Origin of the sequence: Pseudomonas sp. zfem003 (genome assembly GCF_032621675.1) — a bacterium.
GTDB classification, from domain to species: Bacteria; Pseudomonadota; Gammaproteobacteria; order Pseudomonadales; family Pseudomonadaceae; genus Metapseudomonas; species Metapseudomonas otitidis.
Map to the genome: position 1 here is coordinate 340,139 of NZ_JAVYJG010000003.1, position 19,848 is coordinate 359,986.

Below are 19,848 nucleotides of genomic sequence, written 5' to 3' on the forward strand. Positions count from 1 at the left end.
CCCGGCGCGCTGCGCTCAGCGCACCGAGCGCAGCGGAGTGGCGTGGCGCGGCAGCACCCGGGCCAGGACTTCGGCGATGTAGCTGAGGAACAGGGTGCCGAGGGAGCTCTTGTAGTGCTGCGGGTCCGGGCTGCCGATGGCCAGCAGGCCGTGCTGGCCCTGGTGGTTGAGGGAGACGACGGCGGCCGAGCCGACCTTGGCGCCCTCTTCCGCGCCGAACAGGAACTCCAGCTCGTGGGCCCGCAGCACGCCGCAGATGGTCTTGCCCGCCACCAGCAGGCCACCGATGGCCTGGTGCGCTTCGGCGCTGGAGACGCTGCGGCCCACCGGCAGGGTGCTGTCGCTAAACAGGATCAGGCTGACGAAGGGCACCTGGAACTCATGGCGCAGGCTGTCCTCGATGGCGCCGACCACTTCCTCCAGCGTATTGGCGTCCAGCAGGTCGAGCACCAGGCGGCGGGTCTTGTCGAACAGGCGGTCGTTGTCGCGGGCCACGTCCATCAGCTGGGACAGGCGGTGGCGCATCTCGATGTTGCGCTCGCGCAGTAGCTTCACCTGGCGCTCCACCAGCGAGACGGCCTCGCCAGGCTGGTGGGGGATGCGCAGTTCGGGGATCAGCTCCTCGTGGTCGACGAAGAACTCCGGGTGCTGGCGCAGGTAGGCCGCGACCGACTCGGAATCGAGGGCGCGCGGCGCGTCGGGGTGCTTCTCGCTCATGCTCTCGGCTCGTTCATAGGCGGACCTGGCCTTCGTACACGCGTACGGCCGGGCCGGTCATCATCACGGGCTGGCCGGGGCCGGCCCATTCGATGGTCAGCTTGCCGCCCGGCAGCTCCAGCTGCACGGGGGAGTCCATCCAGCCCTGGCGAATGGCCGCGACGGCGGCGGCACAGGCGCCGGTGCCGCAGGCACGGGTTTCCCCGGCGCCGCGCTCCCAGACCCGCAGGCGGGCCTGGTGGCGATCCTGGACCTGCAGGAAGCCGACGTTGACCCGCTGCGGGAAGCGCGGGTGGTGTTCGAGTTTCGGGCCCAGCTCGTGGACCGGCGCGCGGTCCACATCCTCGACGCGCAGCACGGCATGGGGGTTGCCCATGGACACGGCGGCGAGCTGGACGGTCTGGCCGTCCACGTCGACCGGGTAGCTCAGGGCCTCGGCCTCGGCGACGAAGGGAATCTGCTGGGGCACGAGGCGCGGCGGGCCCATGTCGACCCGGACCTGGCCATCGGCGCGGACATCCAGCTCGATGATGCCGGCCTTGGTCTCGACGCGGATCTGCTTCTTCACGGTCAGGCGCTTGTCCAGCACGAAGCGGGCGAAGCAGCGGGCGCCGTTGCCACACTGCTCCACCTCGGAGCCGTCGGAGTTGAAGATGCGGTAGCGGAAATCCACGTCCGGATTGGTGGGGGCCTCGACGATCAGCAACTGGTCGAAGCCGATGCCGGTGTGGCGGTCGCCCCACTGCTTGGCGTGCTTGGGCTGGATGTGCGCGTGCTGGCTGACCAGGTCGAGCACCATGAAGTCGTTGCCCAGGCCGTGCATCTTGGTGAAACGCAGCAGCATGGACTTACTCCGGAAGCAGGCTTTCGCCGGCGTAGAGTTCCTCGAGGGTTTCGCGACGACGCACTTCGTAGGCCTGCTCCCCATCCACCATCACCTCGGCGGCACGGCCGCGGGTGTTGTAGTTGGAGCTCATGACAAAGCCGTAGGCACCGGCCGAGCGCACGGCCAGCAGGTCGCCCTCGGCCAGGGCCAGGTCGCGGTCCTTGGCGAGGAAGTCGCCGGTCTCGCAGATCGGGCCGACCAGGTCGTAGCGCTGGGCCTCGCCGTCGCGCGGCTGCACCGGCACCACGTCCATCCAGGCCTGGTACAGGGCCGGGCGGATCAGGTCGTTCATGGCCGCGTCGATCACGGCGAAGTTCTTGTGCTCGGTGTGCTTGAGGTATTCCACCTGGGTCAGCAGCACGCCGGCATTGGCGACGATGTAGCGGCCCGGCTCGAACACCAGCGCCAGGTCACGCCCGGCGATGCGCTCGCGCACGGCCTTGATGTAGTCGCCGGCAACGGGCGGCTGCTCGTCCTTGTAGCGCACGCCGAGGCCACCGCCGAGGTCCAGGTGGCGGATGTGCACACCCTGGGTGGCGAGGCGGTCGACCAGTGCCAGCAGGCGGTCGAGGGCGTCGAGGAAGGGCGGCAGGCTGGTCAGCTGGGAGCCGATGTGGCAGTCCACGCCGATCACGTCCAGGTTCGACAGCGGGGCGGCGCGCAGGTAGACGGCCTCCGCCTGCTCGATGGCGATGCCGAACTTGTTTTCCTTCAGGCCGGTGGAGATGTACGGGTGGGTGCCGGCGTCCACGTCGGGGTTCACCCGCAGGGAGATCGGCGCTTTCACGTCCATCTCGGCGGCGACCACCTGCAGGCGCTCCAGCTCGTCCACCGATTCCACGTTGAAGCAGTGCACGCCCACTTCCAGTGCGCGGCGCATGTCGTCGCGGCTCTTGCCGACGCCGGAGAAGACGATGCGGTCAGCCGAGCCACCGGCGGCCAGCACGCGCTCCAGCTCGCCGCTGGAGACGATGTCGAAGCCCGAGCCCAGGCGCGCCAGCAGGTTCAGCACCGCCAGGTTGGAGTTGGCCTTGACCGCGTAGCAGACCAGGTGCGGCACGCCCTGCAGGGCATCGGCATAGGAGCGGTACTGCGCCTCGATGTGCGCGCGGGAATAGACGTAGGTGGGGGTGCCGAAGCGCGAGGCGATGGCGGACAAGGCCACGCCTTCCGCGAACAGCTCACCGTCGCGGTAAGTGAAAGCGTCCATCTAGGCCCCTCAGTGCGCGTGTTCGGAGGAGGACTTGGTGTCGTCAGGCAGGTACAGCGGGCCTTTCTGGCCACAGCCGCCCAGCAGGCAGGCAACAGCGAGGAGCGCAACGATGGGGGTGAGCAGCCGCTTCATGGCGAGATCCTTGAACAATGCGTAATTGGGTCGGGAGTATACCGACCACCCATCGCCTTGCCTATGCGCCGAAACACCCGCCGGGCGGGCGCTGCGCCTAGCCAAACGGGCTTTCGCGCCACTAGGATGGGCGGCAAAAACGGAGGCCGAATGGACCCCTCTTCCCCCCTTGCCGGCTCGGTTTCGGTTGCCTACCTCCAGGGCCTGGTGGACCACGTGGCGCGCCACGGCATCGAGCCGGCGGCCTTCCTTGCCGGCATCCAGCTGACCCCCTCCATCCTCGCTCAGCGCGAACAGCGCATCGCCGCCAGTGCCTATCTCGAACTCCTGGGCCAGGCCATGGCGCGGCTGGAGGATCCGCGCCTGGGGCTGCACCTGGGCGAGGCGGTGCGCCCCGGTTACTACGGCGTGCTCGGCTACCTGCTGATGAGTTGCCCGACCCTTTCCGACGCCCTCCACCGCCAGGCACGCTATGCCGCCCTGGTGGGCAACCTCGGCCAGGTGGAGCTGGACGACGAGCCTCCGCGCGCCGGCCAGGAGCCCCTGGTGCGGCTGGCCTGGGAGCCGTCGCTGCCGCTGCTGCGCGACCAGGTGGCGGAGGAGTCCCTGGCCGGCTGGGTCACCTTCGGGCGCTGGATCAGCGGGCTCGACATCCCGCCCACGGAGGTGCGCTTCCAGCACCCCGCGCCTGCCGACGCCGCCGAGCACCGTCGGGTATTCCGCTGCCCGGTGCTGTTCGAGCAACCCGACAACGCCCTGGTGTTTCCCCGCCGCCTGCTGGCCACGCCCCTGGGCCAGGCCGACTCACACGTCCGGCAGATGCTCGATGCCTACGCCGACCGCCTGCTGGGGGAATTGCGCCAGGGCCAGAGCGTGCTCGACCGGGCGCGCCTGGCACTGGCCGGGCGCCTGGCCGAGGACGGCGCCGACCTGGAACACCTGGCCGCCGACCTGGGCCTGAGCCCGCGCACCCTGCAGCGGCGCCTGCGTGACGCAGGCCTGACCTTCAGCCAGCTGGTGGACGAGACGCGGCAGCAACTGGTGCTGCATTATCTGCGCGATCCGGCCCTGGAGCTGGCCGACATCGCCTTCCTGGTCGGCTTCAGCGAGGCCGGCTCCCTGGCGCGGGCCTTCCGCCGCTGGACCGGGCAGAGCCCAGGCGAGTACCGTCGCCACCTCGGGCGCTGAAAGGTCGCCCACGTTTCCATTTTTCCTGAGGTACATCCGATGAGTTTGAGCGAAGCGCGTTTCCACGATCTGGTCGACGAAGTCCAGGAGGCCGTCGAGGACCTCTTCGATGGCAGCGATCTGGACGTGGACCTGGAGAACAGCGCGGGCGTCCTCACCATCCGTTTCGAGAACGGCAGCCAGGTCATCCTCAGCCGCCAGGAGCCCCTGCGCCAGCTGTGGGTAGCGGCCCGCTCCGGCGGCTTCCACTTCGACTACGACGCGGAGTCGCAACGCTGGATCTGCGACACCAGCGACGAGCCGCTGGGCGAACTGCTCGCCCGCGTGACCCGCGAGCAGGCGGGCGAAGACCTTGAGTTCGACGAGCTCTGAGCCGCCGCCCGAGCCCCGGCCCGCGTCACCCTGCGTGCGTCGTTGCTGCCTGGACGACGCCGATATCTGCATCGGATGCGGGCGCAGCCTGAGTGAGATTCTGCAGTGGGGCGAAGCCAGCGACGACCGTCGCCGGCAGATTTGCCGCGACGCCGCCCAGCGCCTCGCGGCGCGACGGCCATGACCGGATGGTCTTGCCAAGAGCCTCCGTGGTGACGTAGTGTCGGTCGGGCCGTCGCCATGGCGTACGGCCTGAACAGCATCTGGAAACCCCGCCTTCGGGCGGGGTTTTCGCTTTTTCGAGCCTAGGAACCGGAGTATCGGATTTGCCATGACCACTCAACCCTCGATCATCATCACCCGCCTCGACCTTCAGCGACTGGAGCGTCTGCTCGATGAACTGGAGGAGTTCGGCCCCGGCGCCGAGGCGCTGGAGCGGGAGCTCGCCCGCGCCCAGGTGGTGGGCCACGACGAGGTGCCGCCGGGCGTGGTGACCATGAATTCCCGCGTGCATTGCCGCGAGGATGCCAGTGGCAAGGACTACCACCTGACCCTGGTCTACCCCCAGGACGCCGGTGGCGAAGGCAAGGTGTCGGTGCTGGCGCCGGTGGGCAGTGCGCTGCTCGGCCTCTCCGTGGGGCAGGACATCGACTGGCCGGTGCCCGGCGGCAAGACCCTCAAGCTGACGCTCCTGGCTGTGGAGTACCAGCCCGAGGCCGCGGGCGAATACGACCGTTGAGCCCCTCCGGGCCTGGCGTCAGGCCAGGCCCAGCGCCCGATTCAGTTCCCGTTCCAGCTCCGCCTTGTAGCGCAGGTAGTGCACCGTCTGCGCATGCCCCTCGCCGAGGACCCGCGACAGGTCCAGGTCGGTGATGTAGCAGGGGTAGCGCTCGGCGGTGCTGCGCTGGGCGAGGATGTGGCGCGCCACGGCGGCGAACAGCTCGCCGCCGTATTCCAGTTCGGAAAACTCCCGGTGGTTGCAGTAGAGCGTGATGTGGACGCGGTTCGCGTCCAGCGGCTCGACGATCGCCTGCACGTCGTAGAACGGGTGGCTCACCGGTGACTGCGGCGCAACCCGCCGTTCCACCTGCTGCGCGCGCAAGGGCGGCGACGGCAGCACCTCGTAATAAAGAACCTCAAGACCGCTCTGCGGGGCCGGTTGGTCCAGCGGCAGCAGCGCGTTGCGCCGGTAGAGCACCGACTGCAGGAAGCGCTGCAGCGGCGTCAGCAGGCTTTGCGGATCGCGGAAAGGCAGGCGCTGGCGCCACACGGCGTTGTGCTCGTCGAGCACCGTGAGCTCCGCCGTCTCGCCGTCCTGGCGGTAGAACACCTGGATGCAGCCCGGGCGCCCCAGCGGCAGGATCAGCGCCAGGTCCTCGTTCTCCAGGGCGTAGCGATCCAGCTGCAACGGGCTGTAGGCCGGCAGGTCTTCGCCCAGGTGTTCCAGCAGCGCCGGCATGTCCGGCAGCGCGGTGTGGGCTACTTGGCCCGGCAGCAGTTCCAGCACGTGGTACTGCTGCTGCACCTGCAGCAGGTAGCGGGTCACCTGGCCGTTGCCGAGCAGGGCGAGGGTGTCGAGGAACAGGTCCTCCACCCGCTGGGCGATGGGTTGCGCGCGGTTGCGGCAGAAGCAGCGCACCCGCAGGTCCGGCGGCGCAGCGGGGTCCACGCTGTTGAGGAATTCGCGCAGGCAGTCCAGCGGGGCGTAGGGCCCGTCGTAGCGGGTCACCAGCAGCTCGTTCCAGCTATTCAGGGTCACCTGGTCGAGGGTCAGCACCAGGTTCTCCCGCGAGCCGGCGTAGCCGAGCGAATCGGTGCGCTCGGTGGTCATGTGCAGGTTCATCTGGCTGTGCTGTTTCAGCGGGTCGATGCCCACGTTCACCAGCAGCAGCACCTGGCGCGGCACGCTCGGCCGCAGCAGCGCGGCCTCGTCCACCATCGGCAGCGGCAGCGGGAAGCCCTGCTGCAGGCTGCTGACCAGGTTGGACAGCTCGTACTCGGTGAGGTCGCTGTCGCCCGGGTGCAGGGACAGACGCGTTGAGGCGTCGATCACCCCGTTGCGGTGACACCAGGCCAGCAGTTCAACCAGTTCGCGGGCCCGCTTGATCGGGGCGAAGTCGCGCCATTCGAGGGCGTTGAGGCTACCCGGGTAGAGCGCCCAGAGGGTCTCGCCTTCGCGCTCGGGGCTCGGGCTCTGGGCCAGGGTGAGGGTGTCCTCGGCCAGGTCCGGGGCGATGCCGGGGTTGATGAACTCCACCTTGCCTGCCTTGCGTTCGAAGGCGGCATACAGGCGGCGGCCGAGCACGCCCAGGTCGCGGCTGTTGAGCGAGCTGATGGCGTGCTGGGCGCGGGCGAATTCGGAGAGGAAGCGATAGCTGTAGGTCAGCTCGTTGACCAGCGCCCGGCGCTCGGTGCCCACCTGGCGCACCTTCCATTGGCTGCGGCTGTCGAGCAGCGCCAGTTGCCGGTCATCCCACCGCCACTCACGGGTCAGGCGCTCGAACAGCAGGCGTTGCCAGCTCTTGGCGCGGTTGCGTGGCGGGCGGCTGAGCTTCTTGTCGATCTTCAGGTAGAGGCAGCGGCGGATCAGCTCCAGGCGCTCGCGCTCGCCCCGGGCCAGCAGGTATTCCTCCAGACGGCGGTAGATCACGATGTAGGGGTCGAGCTCGTCCAGGTCCAGGTGGTTGGCGTACACCGCCTGCTTGAAGCGCAGCGACAGGCACTGCACCTTCGGGTGCTCGCTGGCGTAGACCTCGGTCAGCAGCAGCTTGAGCACCGACTTGTAGGGCGACTCGATGCCCTTGAACAGCTGCCACATGCCGGCGCCGACGAACTCGCCCACGGGGATGTGCGACAGGTGCCCCAGGTCCAGCACTTCCTCGGCACGGATGAAGCGGCGCGACAGCAGCTTGGCGGTGTAGTCGGCGTAGCGTCCTTCCTCGTACACCGGCACCAGCCACCACAGCGGCGTGCGCCCGCCGAGCCAGATGGCGGTGCGGTAGAACTCGTCCAGCAGCAGGTAGTGCTGGGTGGTGCCGCAGTCGTCGGAGGTGAGGTGGGTCTCGCGGTCGCCCACCACGAAGCGCTGGGGGTCGATCAGGAAGAAGTGCGCCTCGGCGCCCAGGGTCGCGGCCCAGGCTTCAAGCAGATCGCACTTGCGGCGCAGCTCGGCGATGGCTGGCGCCGGCAGTTCCGGGTCGTGGCAGACCCACAGGTCCATGTCGCTCTGCTCGGCCTGGGCCACGGTGCCCAGGCTGCCCATCAGGAACAGGCCCTGGATCGGTGTCGGCGCCGAACCACGGCGGCCCTTGTAGGCGAACGAGCGGGTCAGGCGCTGGGCTTCGGCGAGCACGTCGTCGTCCGGCTCGTAGCCGCTGACCCCGGCAGGGGTCTGCCCCGAGACGTAGCCCGGCAACAGCGGGTGGTTGACGTGGAACAGCAGGGGCAGCAGGCGCAGCACCATCTGCTGGCGGCTGGAGAGACCGAGCAGGGCGCGTTCGAGCCGACCGGCGTTGACCTTCAGGAAGCGCGCGCGCAGCTGGGTCAGGACCTTGCGGTCGATGCCGTCGTCGATGTCGGGGCGGATTTCCTGAGTGCGGGTCATCGAAGCGTCTGCCGGAAGAATACGCACAGCCTACCAGCCGGCGATGCCGGCGGGCAGGGGCGGTGCGGGGCGAGACGTCGCGGGGTCAGTTCGAAAGGGCGGGTGCGGTCGTGAGGATGGTCAGCAGGCCTTGTGCGTGTTCGGCTGCGTCCAGGCCGAGGCTGGTGAGGTAGCCGCCGTCGGGCTGGGTCAGCAGGCCCTTGTGGTGCAGGCGCAAGGCGGCCTCGATCAGGCTGGGGGCAGCGTTGTTGTGGACCTTGAGGCCTTCCTGGGTGTTGTCCAGGTTGAACAGGGTCAGCAGTTCCAGCTCGGCGATCAATTCGGGGGTGTACGACGTCATGTGGGGCTCCTGGTCGTCCTGTACCGGCCTTCGGACGGGCCGGCTCCCGGAGAGTGTAGATGCGGATTCAGCCGCCCACGCCCCACTGCGACAGAATCGCGCGGTAGCGGCCTTTGCCCTGGATGATCGCCATGCCCTCGTCGAAGCGCTGCAACAGGGCCGGCGCCCCCGGATGCTGGCGCGAGAAGGACAGATAAAGCTCGGGCCGGTGCAGGGTGGCGACGGCGGTGAACAACCCGCGCAGCTCGGGGTTGTCGCGTACCAGCGCCTCGGTGGTGCCGCGGTAGGCGGCCACGTAGTCGACGCGGTCGTGCTGCAGCATCAGGAAACCGCTGATGTCCTTGCGCACCGTCACGCGCACCACGTCGGCCAGGCGGTCGAAGGTTTCGCCGTACTCGTAGCCCACCGTCACGGCGACCCGCCGGCCGGCGAGCTGGCTGAGGTCGGTCACCGGCGTGGCGCGGTAGCTGGGGGCCCAGAGCAGGATGTCATCGCGGAACAGCGGGTGCCGGGGCAGCAGGTAGTCATGCTCGATCTCGGCATTGGGCGCGGTGTTGAAGCAGGCGGCCAGGCGTCCGGATTGGGCCAGTTGCATGCAGCGTGCGTAGGGATAGGGCACCAGCTCCACGTCCTCGCCCACGGCGGCGAATGCCGCCCGCACGATGTCGGCGGACATGCCCTGGATGCGCCCGTCCCGCCAGGCGGTGTAGGGGTACCAGTCATCCTCGGCGCCCACTTGCAGCGGCTCCGCCTTTGCCACGTGCCCGCCAGCCACAAGCAACAGGAGCAGGCCCAGGCGAAGAAGGCCCCGGAACGGGCACGCCGAACGCTTGGCCATGCAGGGGCTCCTGTGGGGGATGAGGGCGAGATGCTAGCGGCGGCAGCCCGCGCAAGCCGTGGCCTGGATCAATCCTGTGCTTCTTCCGGCAGGTCCGGCAGGGCCCGCAGTGCGCTTTCATACCAGGCCATGTCGAAAGGCTGGTCGGCCTCCAGGCGCTGGATGGCGCAGGCCAGCACCAGGGCCATCATCTGCAGGCATTCCTCGCGCTCGTAGCCCACCAGGGTCAACTTGTTGAAGGTGGTCTTTGCTGCTGCGGGCTCGCCGGCCTCGATCTGGTTCTCCACGGCCTGGATCAGGGTTTCCTCGGCGAAGGCTTCTTCGCTGTCGTCGTGTTCGCTCATGGCGGGTTCCTGTTCGGTTCGGATGCGCAGTGTGCCACGGCGGCCGGCAGGTCGCCGCCGTCCATTCACCGGATCGATGCAACTGGCAGGCCACCGATGCCACGGCTATAACTGGCCGGTCCACGCACTGGCCCAGGAGGCCCCATGCTCAAGCTCCACGGATTCTGCGTCAGCAACTACTACAACATGGTCAAGCTGGCCCTGCTGGAAAAAGGCCTGCCCTTCGAGGAAGTGAAGGTTCACGCCAGCCAGGAGCCGGCCTTCCTCGCCTGCAGCCCACGCGGCAAGGTGCCGGTGCTGGAGACCGAGCACGGTTTCATCAACGAGACCAGCGCCATCCTCGACTACCTGGAGGAGCGCTTCCCCGAGCACCCGCTGCTGCCTGGCGACCTGTATGCCCGTGCGGTGGTCCGCGCCCTGTGCCGGGAAATCGAGCTGTACATCGAGCTGCCGGCACGCACCTGCCACATGCAGGCGTTCTTCGGTGTGGAGGTGCCCGAGGCCATTCGCGAGAAAGCGCGTGTCGAGCTGACCGCCGGTTTCGCAACGCTGGGGCGTCATGCTCGCTTCGCGCCCTTCGTGGCGGGCGAAACGCTGACCCTGGCGGACCTGTATTTCCTCTACAGCGTCGACCTCGCCTACGAGGTGGGCCGCAAGGTGATGGGTGTCGACTTCCTGGCCGAGCTGCCCGCCGCCCGCGCGCTGCTTCAGCAACTGGCGCAGAACCCCCACGTGCAGCGCATCGCCGAGGACAAGGCGCAGGACATGCCGGCGTTCCTGGCAATGATCAAGGCGCGGACCCAGGGGTAACAAAGCTGGGCAGCTTGCCGAGGAGCGTGTGCAGGTCTGCCCTTGACCTGATACGGATGTAATGAATACCGGCGTTGGCGGGATCCTGCTGCTCGGCAAGGACCCGCTCCCGATAAAGGCCATGGCGTGTCCAGGACCACAGGATGATGGAGCGACTCGGGTCTAAGGAAATCACGTTGCGCAACCGTTCCCGGTTGCCGTTCCAGAGTGTCTTGCGCGTCAGTAGGCGGCCCAGGGTACGGGTGACGATCTGATACATCACCCGCGTCCGCGGCAAGTCGAGCCAGATCACCGTCTCGGCACGCGCAAGTATCAACGGCCGGGTGGCCGAGTAGCTGCCTTCCACTACCCAGCGTGGCTCGGCTAGCACCTGTGTGACTCGCTCGCGGAACTCATCGCGTGGCAGTGGCTGCCAGCCTGGTTGGTGGAATATGGCGTCCTGCTCGATATGCGGCAGACCCAGACGCTGGCTGAGCAGCTTTGCCAGGTAGGTTTTGCCTGCGCCCGAACCACCGACGATGGAGATGCGCTGGCCGAGCGAGCCCGGCCAGTTGGAGGGTGTTGCGGATTGCATGAGGCGTCCTTGCCGTCTTGGTTGTATCTCAGCGGCTGGCCAGCAGCTGGCGACCACGGGCAACGGCGGCGCGGACCTGGTTCGGGGCGGTGCCGCCGATGTGGTCGCGGGCGTTGACCGAGCCTTCCAGGGTCAGTACGGCGAACACGTCGTCGCCGATCTGGTCGCTGAAGCGGCGCAGCTCATCGAGGCTCATCTCGGCCAGGTCCTTGCCGGACTCGACGCCGTACTTCACGGCATGGCCGACGATCTCGTGACAGTCGCGGAAGGGCAGGCCCTTGCGCACCAGGTAGTCGGCCAGGTCGGTGGCAGTGGAGAAGCCGCGACGGGCCGCTTCGCGCATGACCTCGCGCTTGGGCTTGATGGCCGGGACCATGTCGGCGAAGGCGCGGAGCGAGTCGCGCAGGGTGTCGGCGGCGTCGAACAGCGGCTCCTTGTCCTCCTGGTTGTCCTTGTTGTAGGCCAGCGGCTGGCCCTTCATCAGGGTCAGCAGGCCGGCCAGGTGGCCGAACACGCGACCGGACTTGCCGCGCACCAGTTCGGGCACGTCGGGGTTCTTCTTCTGCGGCATGATCGAGGAGCCGGTGCAGAAGCGGTCGGGCAGGTCGATGAACTGGAACTGGGCGCTGGTCCAGAGCACCAGCTCCTCGGAGAAGCGCGACAGGTGCATCATCGCCAGGGAGGCGGCGGCGCAGAATTCGATGGCGAAGTCACGGTCGGAGACGCCGTCCAGGGAGTTGCCGGAGATGGCTTCGAAGCCCAACAGGCGGCAGGTGACTTCGCGCTGGATCGGGTAGGTGGTGCCGGCCAGGGCGGCGCTGCCCAGGGGCATGCGGTTGACCCGCTTGCGGCAGTCCACCAGGCGCTCGTGGTCGCGGCTGAGCATCTCGAACCAGGCCAGCAGGTGGTGGCCGAAGGTGACCGGCTGGGCGGTCTGCAGGTGGGTGAAGCCGGGCATGATGGTGTCCGCCTCGGCTTCCGCCAGACCCAGCAGGCCCTCTTGCAGGCGGGTCAGCTCGGCGAGGATCAGGTCGATCTCGTCACGCAGCCACAGGCGGATGTCGGTGGCCACTTGGTCGTTGCGCGAGCGGCCGGTGTGCAGCTTCTTGCCAGTGATGCCGATGCGGTCGGTCAGCCGGGCCTCGATGTTCATGTGCACGTCTTCCAGGTCGACGCGCCACTCGAAGGTGCCGGCTTCGATCTCGGCCTGGATTTCCTTCAGCCCCTGCTCGATGGCATCGCGCTCTTCGACGGTCAGCACGCCGGCCTCGGCCAGCATGGTGGCGTGGGCGATGGAGCCCATGATGTCGTGGCGATACAGGCGCTTGTCGAAGTCGACGGAGGCGGTGAAGCGGGCGACGAAGGCGTCGACGGGCTCGCTGAAGCGGCCACCCCAGGACTGGTTGGTCTTGTCGGTGCTCATGACTGGGCTCGATAGCTGGCGGTGAAGGAAGGCCGAGGGCCGTGATGGGGGGCGATGATAGCAGCCTTGCCGGCAAAACCGGCGTGCCCCGATGGCGCGGCCGACCGGCCGGGGAGTGTCGGGTGCTTCACAGATTTGCAGTCGTGTCGGCGTTTCGGTGATCGATTTCGCCCGGCGAGTGCGTGCCGGCTTGCTGGCCATGCGCCGCCCGGTAACACTGCCCGGATGCCACGATCCCCTGCCCAGGGCCGCACAGCCGCCCCCGACGATGACTTCTTCCTGCCGGAGCTCTGCCAGCCGGAGGCCCTGCTCGGCCTGGTGCTGCTGGCGGAGCTGCTGGTGCTGGTGCTGGTGCTCGCCGAACCGCTGGTGCCGGACTTCAACTGGATCCGCCTGGCGCTGACCTCGTTGTTCGTGCAGTGGATCGTCCTGCTGTCGGCGGCGTTGCTGTGCCGCCTGCGGCCATTCCTCGCCCGGCTGAGCCCGGCCACCGCCGGTATCGCCTGCTCGCTCCTCGTGGTGGGGCTGACCTTGGCCTGCACCGCCGTGGCGGACTACTACGAACTCGGCGGGCCGCTGCCAAGGGCCGGGGAAGTGAACCTCTACCTGCGCCATGGACTCATCAGCCTGATCATGTCGACCCTGGTGCTGCGCTACTTCTACCTGCAGAGCCAGTGGCGGCGTCAGCAGCAGGCCGAACTGAAGGCGCGCATCGAATCCCTGCAGGCGCGCATCCGCCCGCACTTCCTCTTCAACAGCCTCAACAGCATCGCCAGCCTGGTCGCCATCGACCCGGTGAAGGCGGAACAGGCGGTGCTGGACCTCTCCGACCTGTTCCGTGCCAGCCTGGCCAAGCCCGGCACCCTGGTGCGCTGGAGCGATGAGCTGGAACTGGCCAGGCGCTATCTCTCGATCGAGCAATATCGTCTCGGAGAACGGCTACAGTTGGAGTGGCAGGTTGACGATGTGCCTGATGATTTGCCGATTCCGCAACTCACACTGCAGCCGCTGCTGGAAAATGCCCTGATCTATGGCATCCAGCCGCGGATCGAGGGTGGGCTGGTGCGGGTCGAAGCCGAGTACCAGGATGGGGTGTTCCTGCTCCGCGTGAGCAATCCCTTCGATGAAGGGGCGGAAAACCGGCCTTCGCGCGGAACCCATCAGGCACTGACCAACATTGATGCCCGACTCACGGCACTTTTCGGCCCCGGAGCCAGTCTCAGCGTGGAGCGCCGTGACGGTCGCCACTTCACCTGTCTACGCTATCCTTGTGCGAGACTCACGCAGGAAGCCCGAGCAATATGAATGTCCTGATCGTCGATGACGAACCACTTGCCCGAGAGCGCCTCAGCCGCCTGGTCGGAGAGCTCGATGGCTACCGAGTCCTGGAGCCCGCCGCCACCAATGGCGAGGAGGCTCTCACCCTGATCGACAGCCTGAAGCCGGATGTCGTGTTGCTCGACATCCGCATGCCCGGGCTCGATGGCCTGCAGGTCGCCGCGCGACTGTGCGAGAAAGAGGCACCGCCGGCCGTGATCTTCTGCACCGCCCATGACGAGTTCGCCCTGGATGCCTTCCAGGTCAGCGCCGTGGGCTACCTGGTCAAACCCGTCCGGCCCGAGGCCCTGGCCGATGCACTGAAGAAGGCCGAACGGCCCAATCGGGTGCAATTGGCTGCCCTCACCCGCCCGGCTGCGGAAAGTGGCGTGGGGCCGCGCTCCCACATCAGCGCGCGGACCCGCAAGGGCATCGAGCTGATCCCGCTGGACCAGGTGATCTACTTCATTGCCGATCACAAGTACGTGACCCTGCGCCACGAGCAGGGCGAGGTGCTGCTGGACGAGCCGCTCAAGGCGCTGGAGGACGAGTTCGGCGACCGCTTCGTGCGCATCCACCGCAACGCCCTGGTGGCCCGCGAGCGCATCGAGCGGCTCCAGCGCACCCCGCTCGGGCACTTCCAGCTCTACCTCAAGGGGCTCAACGGCGATGCGCTCACCGTCAGCCGTCGCCATGTGGCGGGTGTGCGCAAGCTGATGCACAACCTCTGACCAACCGCAGCCGGCGCGCGAGCCTTGCCTCGCGCGCCGGTCGTGCGTGGCCTGTTATCATGCCGGGCAGTCTCGCTTCCGGAATTCCTACATGCCCCGCGAAATCCGCATTGCCACCCGCAAGAGTGCCCTGGCCCTGTGGCAGGCCGAATACGTCAAGTCCGCCCTGGAACAGGCCCATCCCGGCCTGCGCGTCAGCCTGGTGCCCATGGTCAGCCGGGGCGACAAGCTGCTCGACGCGCCGCTGGCGAAGATCGGTGGCAAAGGCCTGTTCGTGAAGGAACTGGAAACTGCTCTGCTGGAGAACGAGGCCGACATCGCCGTGCACTCCATGAAGGACGTGCCGATGGACTTCCCCGAAGGCCTGGGCCTGTTTTGCATCTGCGAGCGCGAAGACCCCCGCGACGCCTTCGTCTCCAACCGTTTCGACAGCCTCGATGCCCTGCCCGCCGGCAGCATCGTCGGCACCTCCAGCCTGCGCCGCCAGGCCCAGCTGCTGGCCCGTCGCCCGGACCTGCGCATCCACTTCCTGCGCGGCAACGTCAACACCCGCCTGGCCAAGCTGGACGCTGGCGAGTACGACGCCATCATCCTCGCTGCCGCCGGCCTGATCCGCCTGGGCTTCGAGGACCGCATCCGCTCCTCCATCAGCGTCGACGACAGCCTGCCCGCTGGCGGCCAGGGTGCCGTGGGCATCGAGTGCCGCACTGCCGATGCCGAAGTGCACGCCCTGCTCGCCCCGCTGCACCACCGCGACACCGCCGTACGGGTGAACGCCGAGCGCGCCCTCAACAAGCGCCTCAACGGCGGTTGCCAGGTGCCCATCGCCTGCTACGCCGTGCTCGAGGGCGACCAGCTCTGGCTGCGCGGCCTGGTGGGCCAGCCCGATGGCGGCCAGCTGCTGCGTGCCGAGTCCCGTGCGCCGGCGGACGAGGCCGAGCAACTGGGCGTGCGCGTGGCCGAAGACCTGCTCGGCCAGGGCGCGGAAACCATCCTCAAGGCGGTCTATGGCGAGGCAGGCCATCCGTGACAGGCTGGCGCCTGCTGATCACCCGTCCTCGCGACGACAGTGAAGCCCTGGCCGCCCTGCTGGCCGACCGGGGCGTGCACAGCGCCTGCCTCCCGCTGCTGGAGATCGAACCGCTGGACGAAGCCCCCGGGCAGTGCCAGCCCCTCCTCGAACTCGACCGTTACAACGCCATCGTCGTGGTCAGCAAGCCGGCCGCGCGCCTCGGGCTGGCCCGCATGGACCGCCATTGGCCGCAGCCGCCTGCCGGCCCGGTGTGGTTCAGCGTCGGCGCCGCCACCGGCCAGGTGCTGGCCGAGCGTGGGCTCGACGTGCACTGGCCAACCGACGGCGACGACAGCGAAGCCCTGCTGGCCCTGCCCCGTTTCACCGAGGTGCTCGCCGGCCGTGCGCCCCGCGTGCTGATCATGCGGGGCGAGGGTGGCCGAGAATTCCTGGGCGAGCGTTTGCGCGGCCAAGGCGCCTCGGTGGACTATCTGGAACTCTACCGCCGCCGTTTGCCGGCCTACCCGGAAGGTGCCCTGCCGCGCCTCATCCAGGCGGAACGCCTGAACGGCCTGGTGGTCAGCAGTGGGCAGGGCCTCCAGCACTTGCTGGAGCTGGCGGCCGACGCCTGGCCGCACCTGGCCCGTCTACCCTTGTTCGTTCCCAGCCCCCGAGTGGCCCAGTCGGCCCGGGACGCCGGGGCGCTTGATGTTGTGGATTGCCGCGGTGCCAGCGCCGCGGCTCTTTTGGCGGCACTGGAGAACCAACCAGCCCCGGCCCCCTGATGCAAAGGATGGATACGTGAGCGAAGCAGACCTGGTGAAACCCGAGCAGCAATCCCCGGCTTCCGAGGCCGTCGTGCCCCCCACCGGCAAGCCCGCCGCACGAGGCAACGGCCTTGCCCTTCTCGCCCTGCTCATCGGCGCCGCCGGTGCCGGTGTCGGCGGCTGGAGCCTCTGGCAACTGCACGCCATCGAGGCCCGTGACCAGCAGCAGCAAAGCCTGGTGCAGGACGCCCAGGGGCGCGCCCAGAGCCTGGAGCAGAGCGACAAGCGCCTGGCCGAGCGCATCGACCGCCTGCCGACCCCCGAGGAGCTGGACGAGCGTCGTCGCCTGCTGGCCAACCTGCAGAACGACCAGCAGCGCCTGAGCCAACGGGTGGAAAGCGTCCTCGGCGCCAGCCGCAAGGACTGGCGCCTGGCCGAGGCCGAGCACCTGCTGCGCCTGGCCAGCCTGCGCCTCTCCGCCCTGCAGGACATCACCAGCGCCAAGGCCCTGGTGGAAGCCGCCGACGACATCCTCCGCGAGCAGGACGACCCGGCCGCCTTCGGCGCCCGCGAGCAGCTTTCCCGCAGCCTCGAAGCCCTGCGCACCACCCCGCAGCCGGACCGCACCGGCCTGTTCCTCCAGCTCGGCGCCCTGCGCGAGCAGGCGGCCAGCCTGCAGCCCCTGGCCCCGGCCTTCGAGGACAAGGGTGGCGTGCTGCGCAACATGGCCGCCGAAGGCGACGGCGGCAGTTGGTGGGGTGAATGGCTGGAGAAGCTCTCCCACTACTTCCGCATCCAGTTCGATGCCGACCAGAACATCAAGCCGCTGCTCAGCGGCCAGGGCCTGTCCCAGGTCCGCCTGGCCCTCTCCCTGGCCCTGGAGCAGGCTCAGTGGGCGGCGCTGCACGGCCAGACCCAGGTCTACCAGCAGGCGCTGAAGCAGGCCCGGGACGTGCTGGACACCCAGTTCAACGACGAGAACCCCGAGAGCCGCGCCCTCATGGCCCGCCTTGGCGAGCTCGCCGAGCAGCCGGTCGAAGTCAGCACGCCGGACCTGGCCCCGGCCCTGGAGGCCGTCCAGGCCTACCTCGCCCGTGGCCAGCGCATCGCCGAGCCCAAGGGCCAGGCCAAGGCCCCGGCGCAGGCTGAGCCGGCCGCCGGCCAGGACCTCGAAGACACGCCGGCAGCGGAGGGCCAGGGCCAATGAGACGCATCGTCCTGATCCTCCTGCTGGTGGCCGCTGCGGTCGCCCTGGTGGGCGTAGCCGTGGTCCAGCACCCCGGCTACGTGTTGTTCGCCTACAAGGGCTTCCGCTACGAATCCAGCCTCTGGGCCTTCCTCGCCCTGGTGGCCGTGCTCGCGCTGCTGGTGTGGGGCGTGCGCCTGGTGCTGAGCCTGATCTTCGTCTCCGGCGGGGTGATCAACCCCTGGTCGCGACGCAATGCCCGGCGCCGCGTGCGCCTGGCCTCGGAGCAGGGCCTGCTCGACCTGGCCGAAGGCCGCTGGGCCCGTGCGCTGCGCCACCTGCGCCGCGCTGCCGAGGCGGATCCGCAACCGCTGATGTTCTACCTGGGCGCGGCCCGCGCGGCCAACCGCATCGGCCAGTACGAAGAGAGCGACCAGCTGCTGGAGCGGGCTCTGGAGCGCCAGCCCCAGGCCGAACTGGCCATCGCCCTGGCCCATGCCGAGCTGCAGCAGGAGCGTGGTGACCTGAATGGCGCGCTCGACACCCTCAAGGCCATGCACGAGCACCACCCCAAGCACCACCAGGTGCTGCGCCAGCTGGTCCAGCTGCAGCGCCAGCGCGGCGACCTGGCGGCCCTGGTGGGGCTCGTCCCGGAGCTGCGCAAGAACAAGGCCCTGCCGGAGTCGGAGATCGCCCAGCTGGAGCTGAATGCCTGGAGCGAGCGCTTGGTGCACGCCGGGCAGGCCGGCTTGAACGAGGGCGAGAACGCCCTCAATCCCCTGATCCAGGCCTGGCAGCACCTGTCTGCCGCCCAGCGTGCCGAACCGCGCCTGGTGCTGGCCTTTGCCGAGCAGCTGCGCCACCTGGGCGCTGAGCCCGAAGCCGAGGAAGCCGTGCGCATCGCCCTCAAGCGCGGCTACGACCGCGAGCTGGTGCGCTTCTACGGCCGCCTGCGCGGGGCTGACCCGGCGCGCCAGCTGCAGACCGCCGAAGGCTTCCTCAAGGAGCAGCCGGGCGATCCGGTGCTGTTCCTCACCCTGGGCCGCCTGAGCCTGCAGAACAGCCTGTGGGGCAAGGCCCGCGACTACTTCGAGACGGGCCTGAGCTTCGGCCGCGAGCCGGAGCTGTGCGGGGAACTGGCACGCCTGCTGGCGCACATGGGCGAGCTGGAACGCAGCAACCAGCTGTTCCAGGAGGGCCTGGCGGAGCGCCTGCCCCGCCTGCCACAACCCGCCGATCAGCGCGCCTGATCGGCGTCGTAGCGAATGCGGTAGATCGCCCCGGCCTGGTCGTCGCTCACCAGCAGCGACCCGTCCGGGGCCACCAGCACATCGGCAGGCCGACCCCAGGCCTGCTGCCCCTGCAGCCAGCCTTCGGCGAACACGCTCTGGCGTTTCAGGCTGCCGTCCCCATTCAGTTCCACGCGCTTGATGCGGTAGCCGATCTTCTGGCTGCGGTTCCATGAGCCGTGCTCGGCGATGAACAGGTTGTCTCGGTACGCCGCCGGGAACTGCGTGCCCGTGTAGAAGCGCAGGCCCAGCGGGGCCACGTGGGGGCCGAGCCTGGCCACTGGCGGCACGAATTCGCTGCAGGCCCGCCCGCCGAATTGCGGGTCGGCTACCGTGCCGGCGTGGCAGTAGGGGAAACCGAAATGCGAGTTGGTGGTGCTGATCCGGTTGAGTTCGCAGTCCGGCACGTCGTCCCCCATCAGGTCGCGGCCGTTGTCGCTGAACCACAGTTGCCCGGTCTTCGGGTGCCAGTCGAAGCCGACGGTGTTGCGGATGCCCCGGGCCACCCGTTCCAGCCCGCTACCGTCGGGGTTCATGCGGTGCAGGGCGGCGTACAGGTCCGGGTCGCGCTCGCAGACGTTGCAGGGCGCGCCCACCGGCACGTACAGCTTGCCGTCGGGGCCGAAGGCGATGAACTTCCAACCATGGTGGGTCTCCGTGGGGAAGTCCGGGCCGACCTGCTCGGGGCTGGGTGGCGCGTCCAGCCGCGACTCGATGTCGCGCAGGCGGAGGATGCGGCTGACCGCCGACACATAGAGGTCGCCCTGGTGGAAGGCGACGCCCACGGGCATCTGTAGGCCCTTGGCGATGATGCGTGCGCGACCGTTGCCCGGGTCCACCGCATAGACGTTGCCGGCGGCGTTGCTGCCAACGAACAGGGTGCCGTCCTCGCCCCAGGCCATTTCCCGGGCGTTGGGCACCTGGTCGCTGAGCACCTCGATGCGAAAACCCGGCGGCAGCCGGATCTGTTCCAGGGGCAGCCGGGCCTCGGCCAGCAGTGGGGCGAGCAGCAGGAGCGGGATCAACCGACGCATGGCGTTCTTCTCCGGATGGGTACCCGCTGCAGACTAGCCCGTCGTCTTGAAAGGCCAAGGCCCTTCCTCTA

Annotated in this window: 22 protein-coding genes; 11 read left to right on the top strand and 11 right to left on the bottom strand. The window is 68.6% G+C overall.

Annotated elements, in window-relative coordinates; translation table 11 throughout:
* Positions 1 to 15 precede the first annotated feature (15 nt).
* Genes RTK35_RS07745 through lptM form a run of 4 tightly spaced genes read right to left on the bottom strand, consistent with a single transcriptional unit; the run spans position 16 to position 2,948 of the window.
* Positions 16 to 717, bottom strand: a complete 702-nt coding sequence (locus RTK35_RS07745; RefSeq protein ID WP_160480706.1) for a DUF484 family protein — start codon at positions 715 to 717, stop codon at positions 16 to 18.
* Positions 718 to 730: 13 nt separating this feature from the next.
* Positions 731 to 1,561 (bottom strand): diaminopimelate epimerase, encoded by an 831-nt coding sequence (gene dapF, locus RTK35_RS07750; protein WP_044400797.1) that lies wholly within the window; start codon positions 1,559 to 1,561, stop codon positions 731 to 733.
* A gap of 4 nt (positions 1,562 to 1,565) precedes the next feature.
* Positions 1,566 to 2,813, bottom strand: a complete 1,248-nt coding sequence (gene lysA, locus RTK35_RS07755; protein ID WP_316907728.1) for a diaminopimelate decarboxylase — start codon at positions 2,811 to 2,813, stop codon at positions 1,566 to 1,568.
* 9 nt (positions 2,814 to 2,822) lie between these two features.
* A complete protein-coding gene (lptM, locus tag RTK35_RS07760) occupies positions 2,823 to 2,948 on the bottom strand; it encodes an LPS translocon maturation chaperone LptM (protein WP_074966982.1) in 126 nt (41 codons plus the stop codon).
* A 150-nt stretch (positions 2,949 to 3,098) separates the two neighbouring features.
* Here lptM and RTK35_RS07765 point away from each other — a divergent pair, with 150 nt between their 5' ends.
* The 4 genes from RTK35_RS07765 (at position 3,099) to rnk (ending at position 5,247) form a co-directional block, all read left to right on the top strand.
* Positions 3,099 to 4,136, top strand: coding sequence for an AraC family transcriptional regulator (locus tag RTK35_RS07765; protein ID WP_316907729.1), 1,038 nt, complete (start codon positions 3,099 to 3,101; stop codon positions 4,134 to 4,136).
* Positions 4,137 to 4,175: 39 nt separating this feature from the next.
* Positions 4,176 to 4,508 (top strand): iron donor protein CyaY, encoded by a 333-nt coding sequence (gene cyaY, locus RTK35_RS07770; RefSeq protein WP_044400810.1) that lies wholly within the window; start codon positions 4,176 to 4,178, stop codon positions 4,506 to 4,508.
* A complete protein-coding gene (locus RTK35_RS07775) occupies positions 4,489 to 4,692 on the top strand; it encodes a DUF1289 domain-containing protein (protein WP_044400811.1) in 204 nt (67 codons plus the stop codon). Before cyaY ends, RTK35_RS07775 begins: the two co-directional genes overlap by 20 nt.
* A gap of 147 nt (positions 4,693 to 4,839) precedes the next feature.
* Positions 4,840 to 5,247, top strand: coding sequence for a nucleoside diphosphate kinase regulator (gene rnk / locus RTK35_RS07780; protein WP_074966986.1), 408 nt, complete (start codon positions 4,840 to 4,842; stop codon positions 5,245 to 5,247).
* Between the two features lie 18 nt (positions 5,248 to 5,265).
* Here the strand turns inward: rnk and RTK35_RS07785 are convergent, their stop codons facing one another.
* The 4 genes from RTK35_RS07785 to RTK35_RS07800 all read right to left on the bottom strand — a co-directional run bounded on the left by RTK35_RS07785 (position 5,266) and on the right by RTK35_RS07800 (position 9,634).
* Positions 5,266 to 8,112 carry a class I adenylate cyclase gene (locus RTK35_RS07785; RefSeq protein WP_316907730.1) on the bottom strand — a complete coding sequence of 949 codons (2,847 nt, stop codon included), beginning with the start codon at positions 8,110 to 8,112 and terminating at the stop codon, positions 5,266 to 5,268.
* Positions 8,113 to 8,197: 85 nt separating this feature from the next.
* Positions 8,198 to 8,452 carry a TIGR02647 family protein gene (locus RTK35_RS07790; RefSeq protein ID WP_044400821.1) on the bottom strand — a complete coding sequence of 85 codons (255 nt, stop codon included), beginning with the start codon at positions 8,450 to 8,452 and terminating at the stop codon, positions 8,198 to 8,200.
* 67 nt (positions 8,453 to 8,519) lie between these two features.
* Positions 8,520 to 9,290, bottom strand: a complete 771-nt coding sequence (locus tag RTK35_RS07795) for a substrate-binding periplasmic protein (protein ID WP_316907731.1) — start codon at positions 9,288 to 9,290, stop codon at positions 8,520 to 8,522.
* 68 nt (positions 9,291 to 9,358) lie between these two features.
* Entirely contained in the window at positions 9,359 to 9,634 is a 276-nt protein-coding gene (locus RTK35_RS07800; protein ID WP_316907732.1) for a hypothetical protein, read from the bottom strand.
* Positions 9,635 to 9,778: 144 nt separating this feature from the next.
* On the opposite strand from RTK35_RS07800, the gene RTK35_RS07805 reads away from it, so the two are divergent.
* Positions 9,779 to 10,444 carry a glutathione S-transferase family protein gene (locus RTK35_RS07805; protein WP_301151386.1) on the top strand — a complete coding sequence of 222 codons (666 nt, stop codon included), beginning with the start codon at positions 9,779 to 9,781 and terminating at the stop codon, positions 10,442 to 10,444.
* On the opposite strand, the gene RTK35_RS07810 is transcribed toward RTK35_RS07805, so the two are convergent.
* Complete coding sequence (locus RTK35_RS07810; RefSeq protein ID WP_316907733.1) at positions 10,422 to 11,018, bottom strand: adenylate kinase; 597 nt, start codon at positions 11,016 to 11,018, stop codon at positions 10,422 to 10,424. The two genes, RTK35_RS07805 and RTK35_RS07810, sit on opposite strands and share 23 nt — an antisense overlap.
* 28 nt (positions 11,019 to 11,046) lie before the next feature.
* Positions 11,047 to 12,441 carry an argininosuccinate lyase gene (gene argH, locus RTK35_RS07815; protein WP_044400833.1) on the bottom strand — a complete coding sequence of 465 codons (1,395 nt, stop codon included), beginning with the start codon at positions 12,439 to 12,441 and terminating at the stop codon, positions 11,047 to 11,049.
* A 225-nt stretch (positions 12,442 to 12,666) separates the two neighbouring features.
* On the opposite strand from argH, the gene RTK35_RS07820 reads away from it, so the two are divergent.
* The 6 genes from RTK35_RS07820 to RTK35_RS07845 all read left to right on the top strand — a co-directional run bounded on the left by RTK35_RS07820 (position 12,667) and on the right by RTK35_RS07845 (position 18,704).
* Complete coding sequence (locus tag RTK35_RS07820; RefSeq protein ID WP_044400836.1) at positions 12,667 to 13,746, top strand: sensor histidine kinase; 1,080 nt, start codon at positions 12,667 to 12,669, stop codon at positions 13,744 to 13,746.
* Positions 13,743 to 14,489, top strand: a complete 747-nt coding sequence (locus RTK35_RS07825; protein WP_044400839.1) for a LytR/AlgR family response regulator transcription factor — start codon at positions 13,743 to 13,745, stop codon at positions 14,487 to 14,489. The genes RTK35_RS07820 and RTK35_RS07825 overlap by 4 nt, the downstream gene beginning before the upstream one ends.
* Before the next feature lie 91 nt (positions 14,490 to 14,580).
* Positions 14,581 to 15,519 (top strand): hydroxymethylbilane synthase, encoded by a 939-nt coding sequence (hemC, locus tag RTK35_RS07830; RefSeq protein ID WP_165677256.1) that lies wholly within the window; start codon positions 14,581 to 14,583, stop codon positions 15,517 to 15,519.
* The gene (locus RTK35_RS07835; RefSeq protein ID WP_316907734.1) at positions 15,516 to 16,286 is read left to right on the top strand and encodes a uroporphyrinogen-III synthase; all 771 of its coding nucleotides are present in this window, start codon (positions 15,516 to 15,518) and stop codon (positions 16,284 to 16,286) included. Before hemC ends, RTK35_RS07835 begins: the two co-directional genes overlap by 4 nt.
* 16 nt (positions 16,287 to 16,302) lie before the next feature.
* The gene (locus tag RTK35_RS07840) at positions 16,303 to 17,475 is read left to right on the top strand and encodes a uroporphyrinogen-III C-methyltransferase (protein WP_208273353.1); all 1,173 of its coding nucleotides are present in this window, start codon (positions 16,303 to 16,305) and stop codon (positions 17,473 to 17,475) included.
* Positions 17,472 to 18,704, top strand: coding sequence for a heme biosynthesis HemY N-terminal domain-containing protein (locus RTK35_RS07845; RefSeq protein WP_107328748.1), 1,233 nt, complete (start codon positions 17,472 to 17,474; stop codon positions 18,702 to 18,704). The genes RTK35_RS07840 and RTK35_RS07845 overlap by 4 nt, the downstream gene beginning before the upstream one ends.
* On the opposite strand, the gene RTK35_RS07850 is transcribed toward RTK35_RS07845, so the two are convergent.
* Positions 18,692 to 19,777 (bottom strand): PQQ-dependent sugar dehydrogenase, encoded by a 1,086-nt coding sequence (locus RTK35_RS07850; protein ID WP_316907735.1) that lies wholly within the window; start codon positions 19,775 to 19,777, stop codon positions 18,692 to 18,694. The two genes, RTK35_RS07845 and RTK35_RS07850, sit on opposite strands and share 13 nt — an antisense overlap.
* Between the last annotated feature and the right edge of the window lie 71 nt (positions 19,778 to 19,848).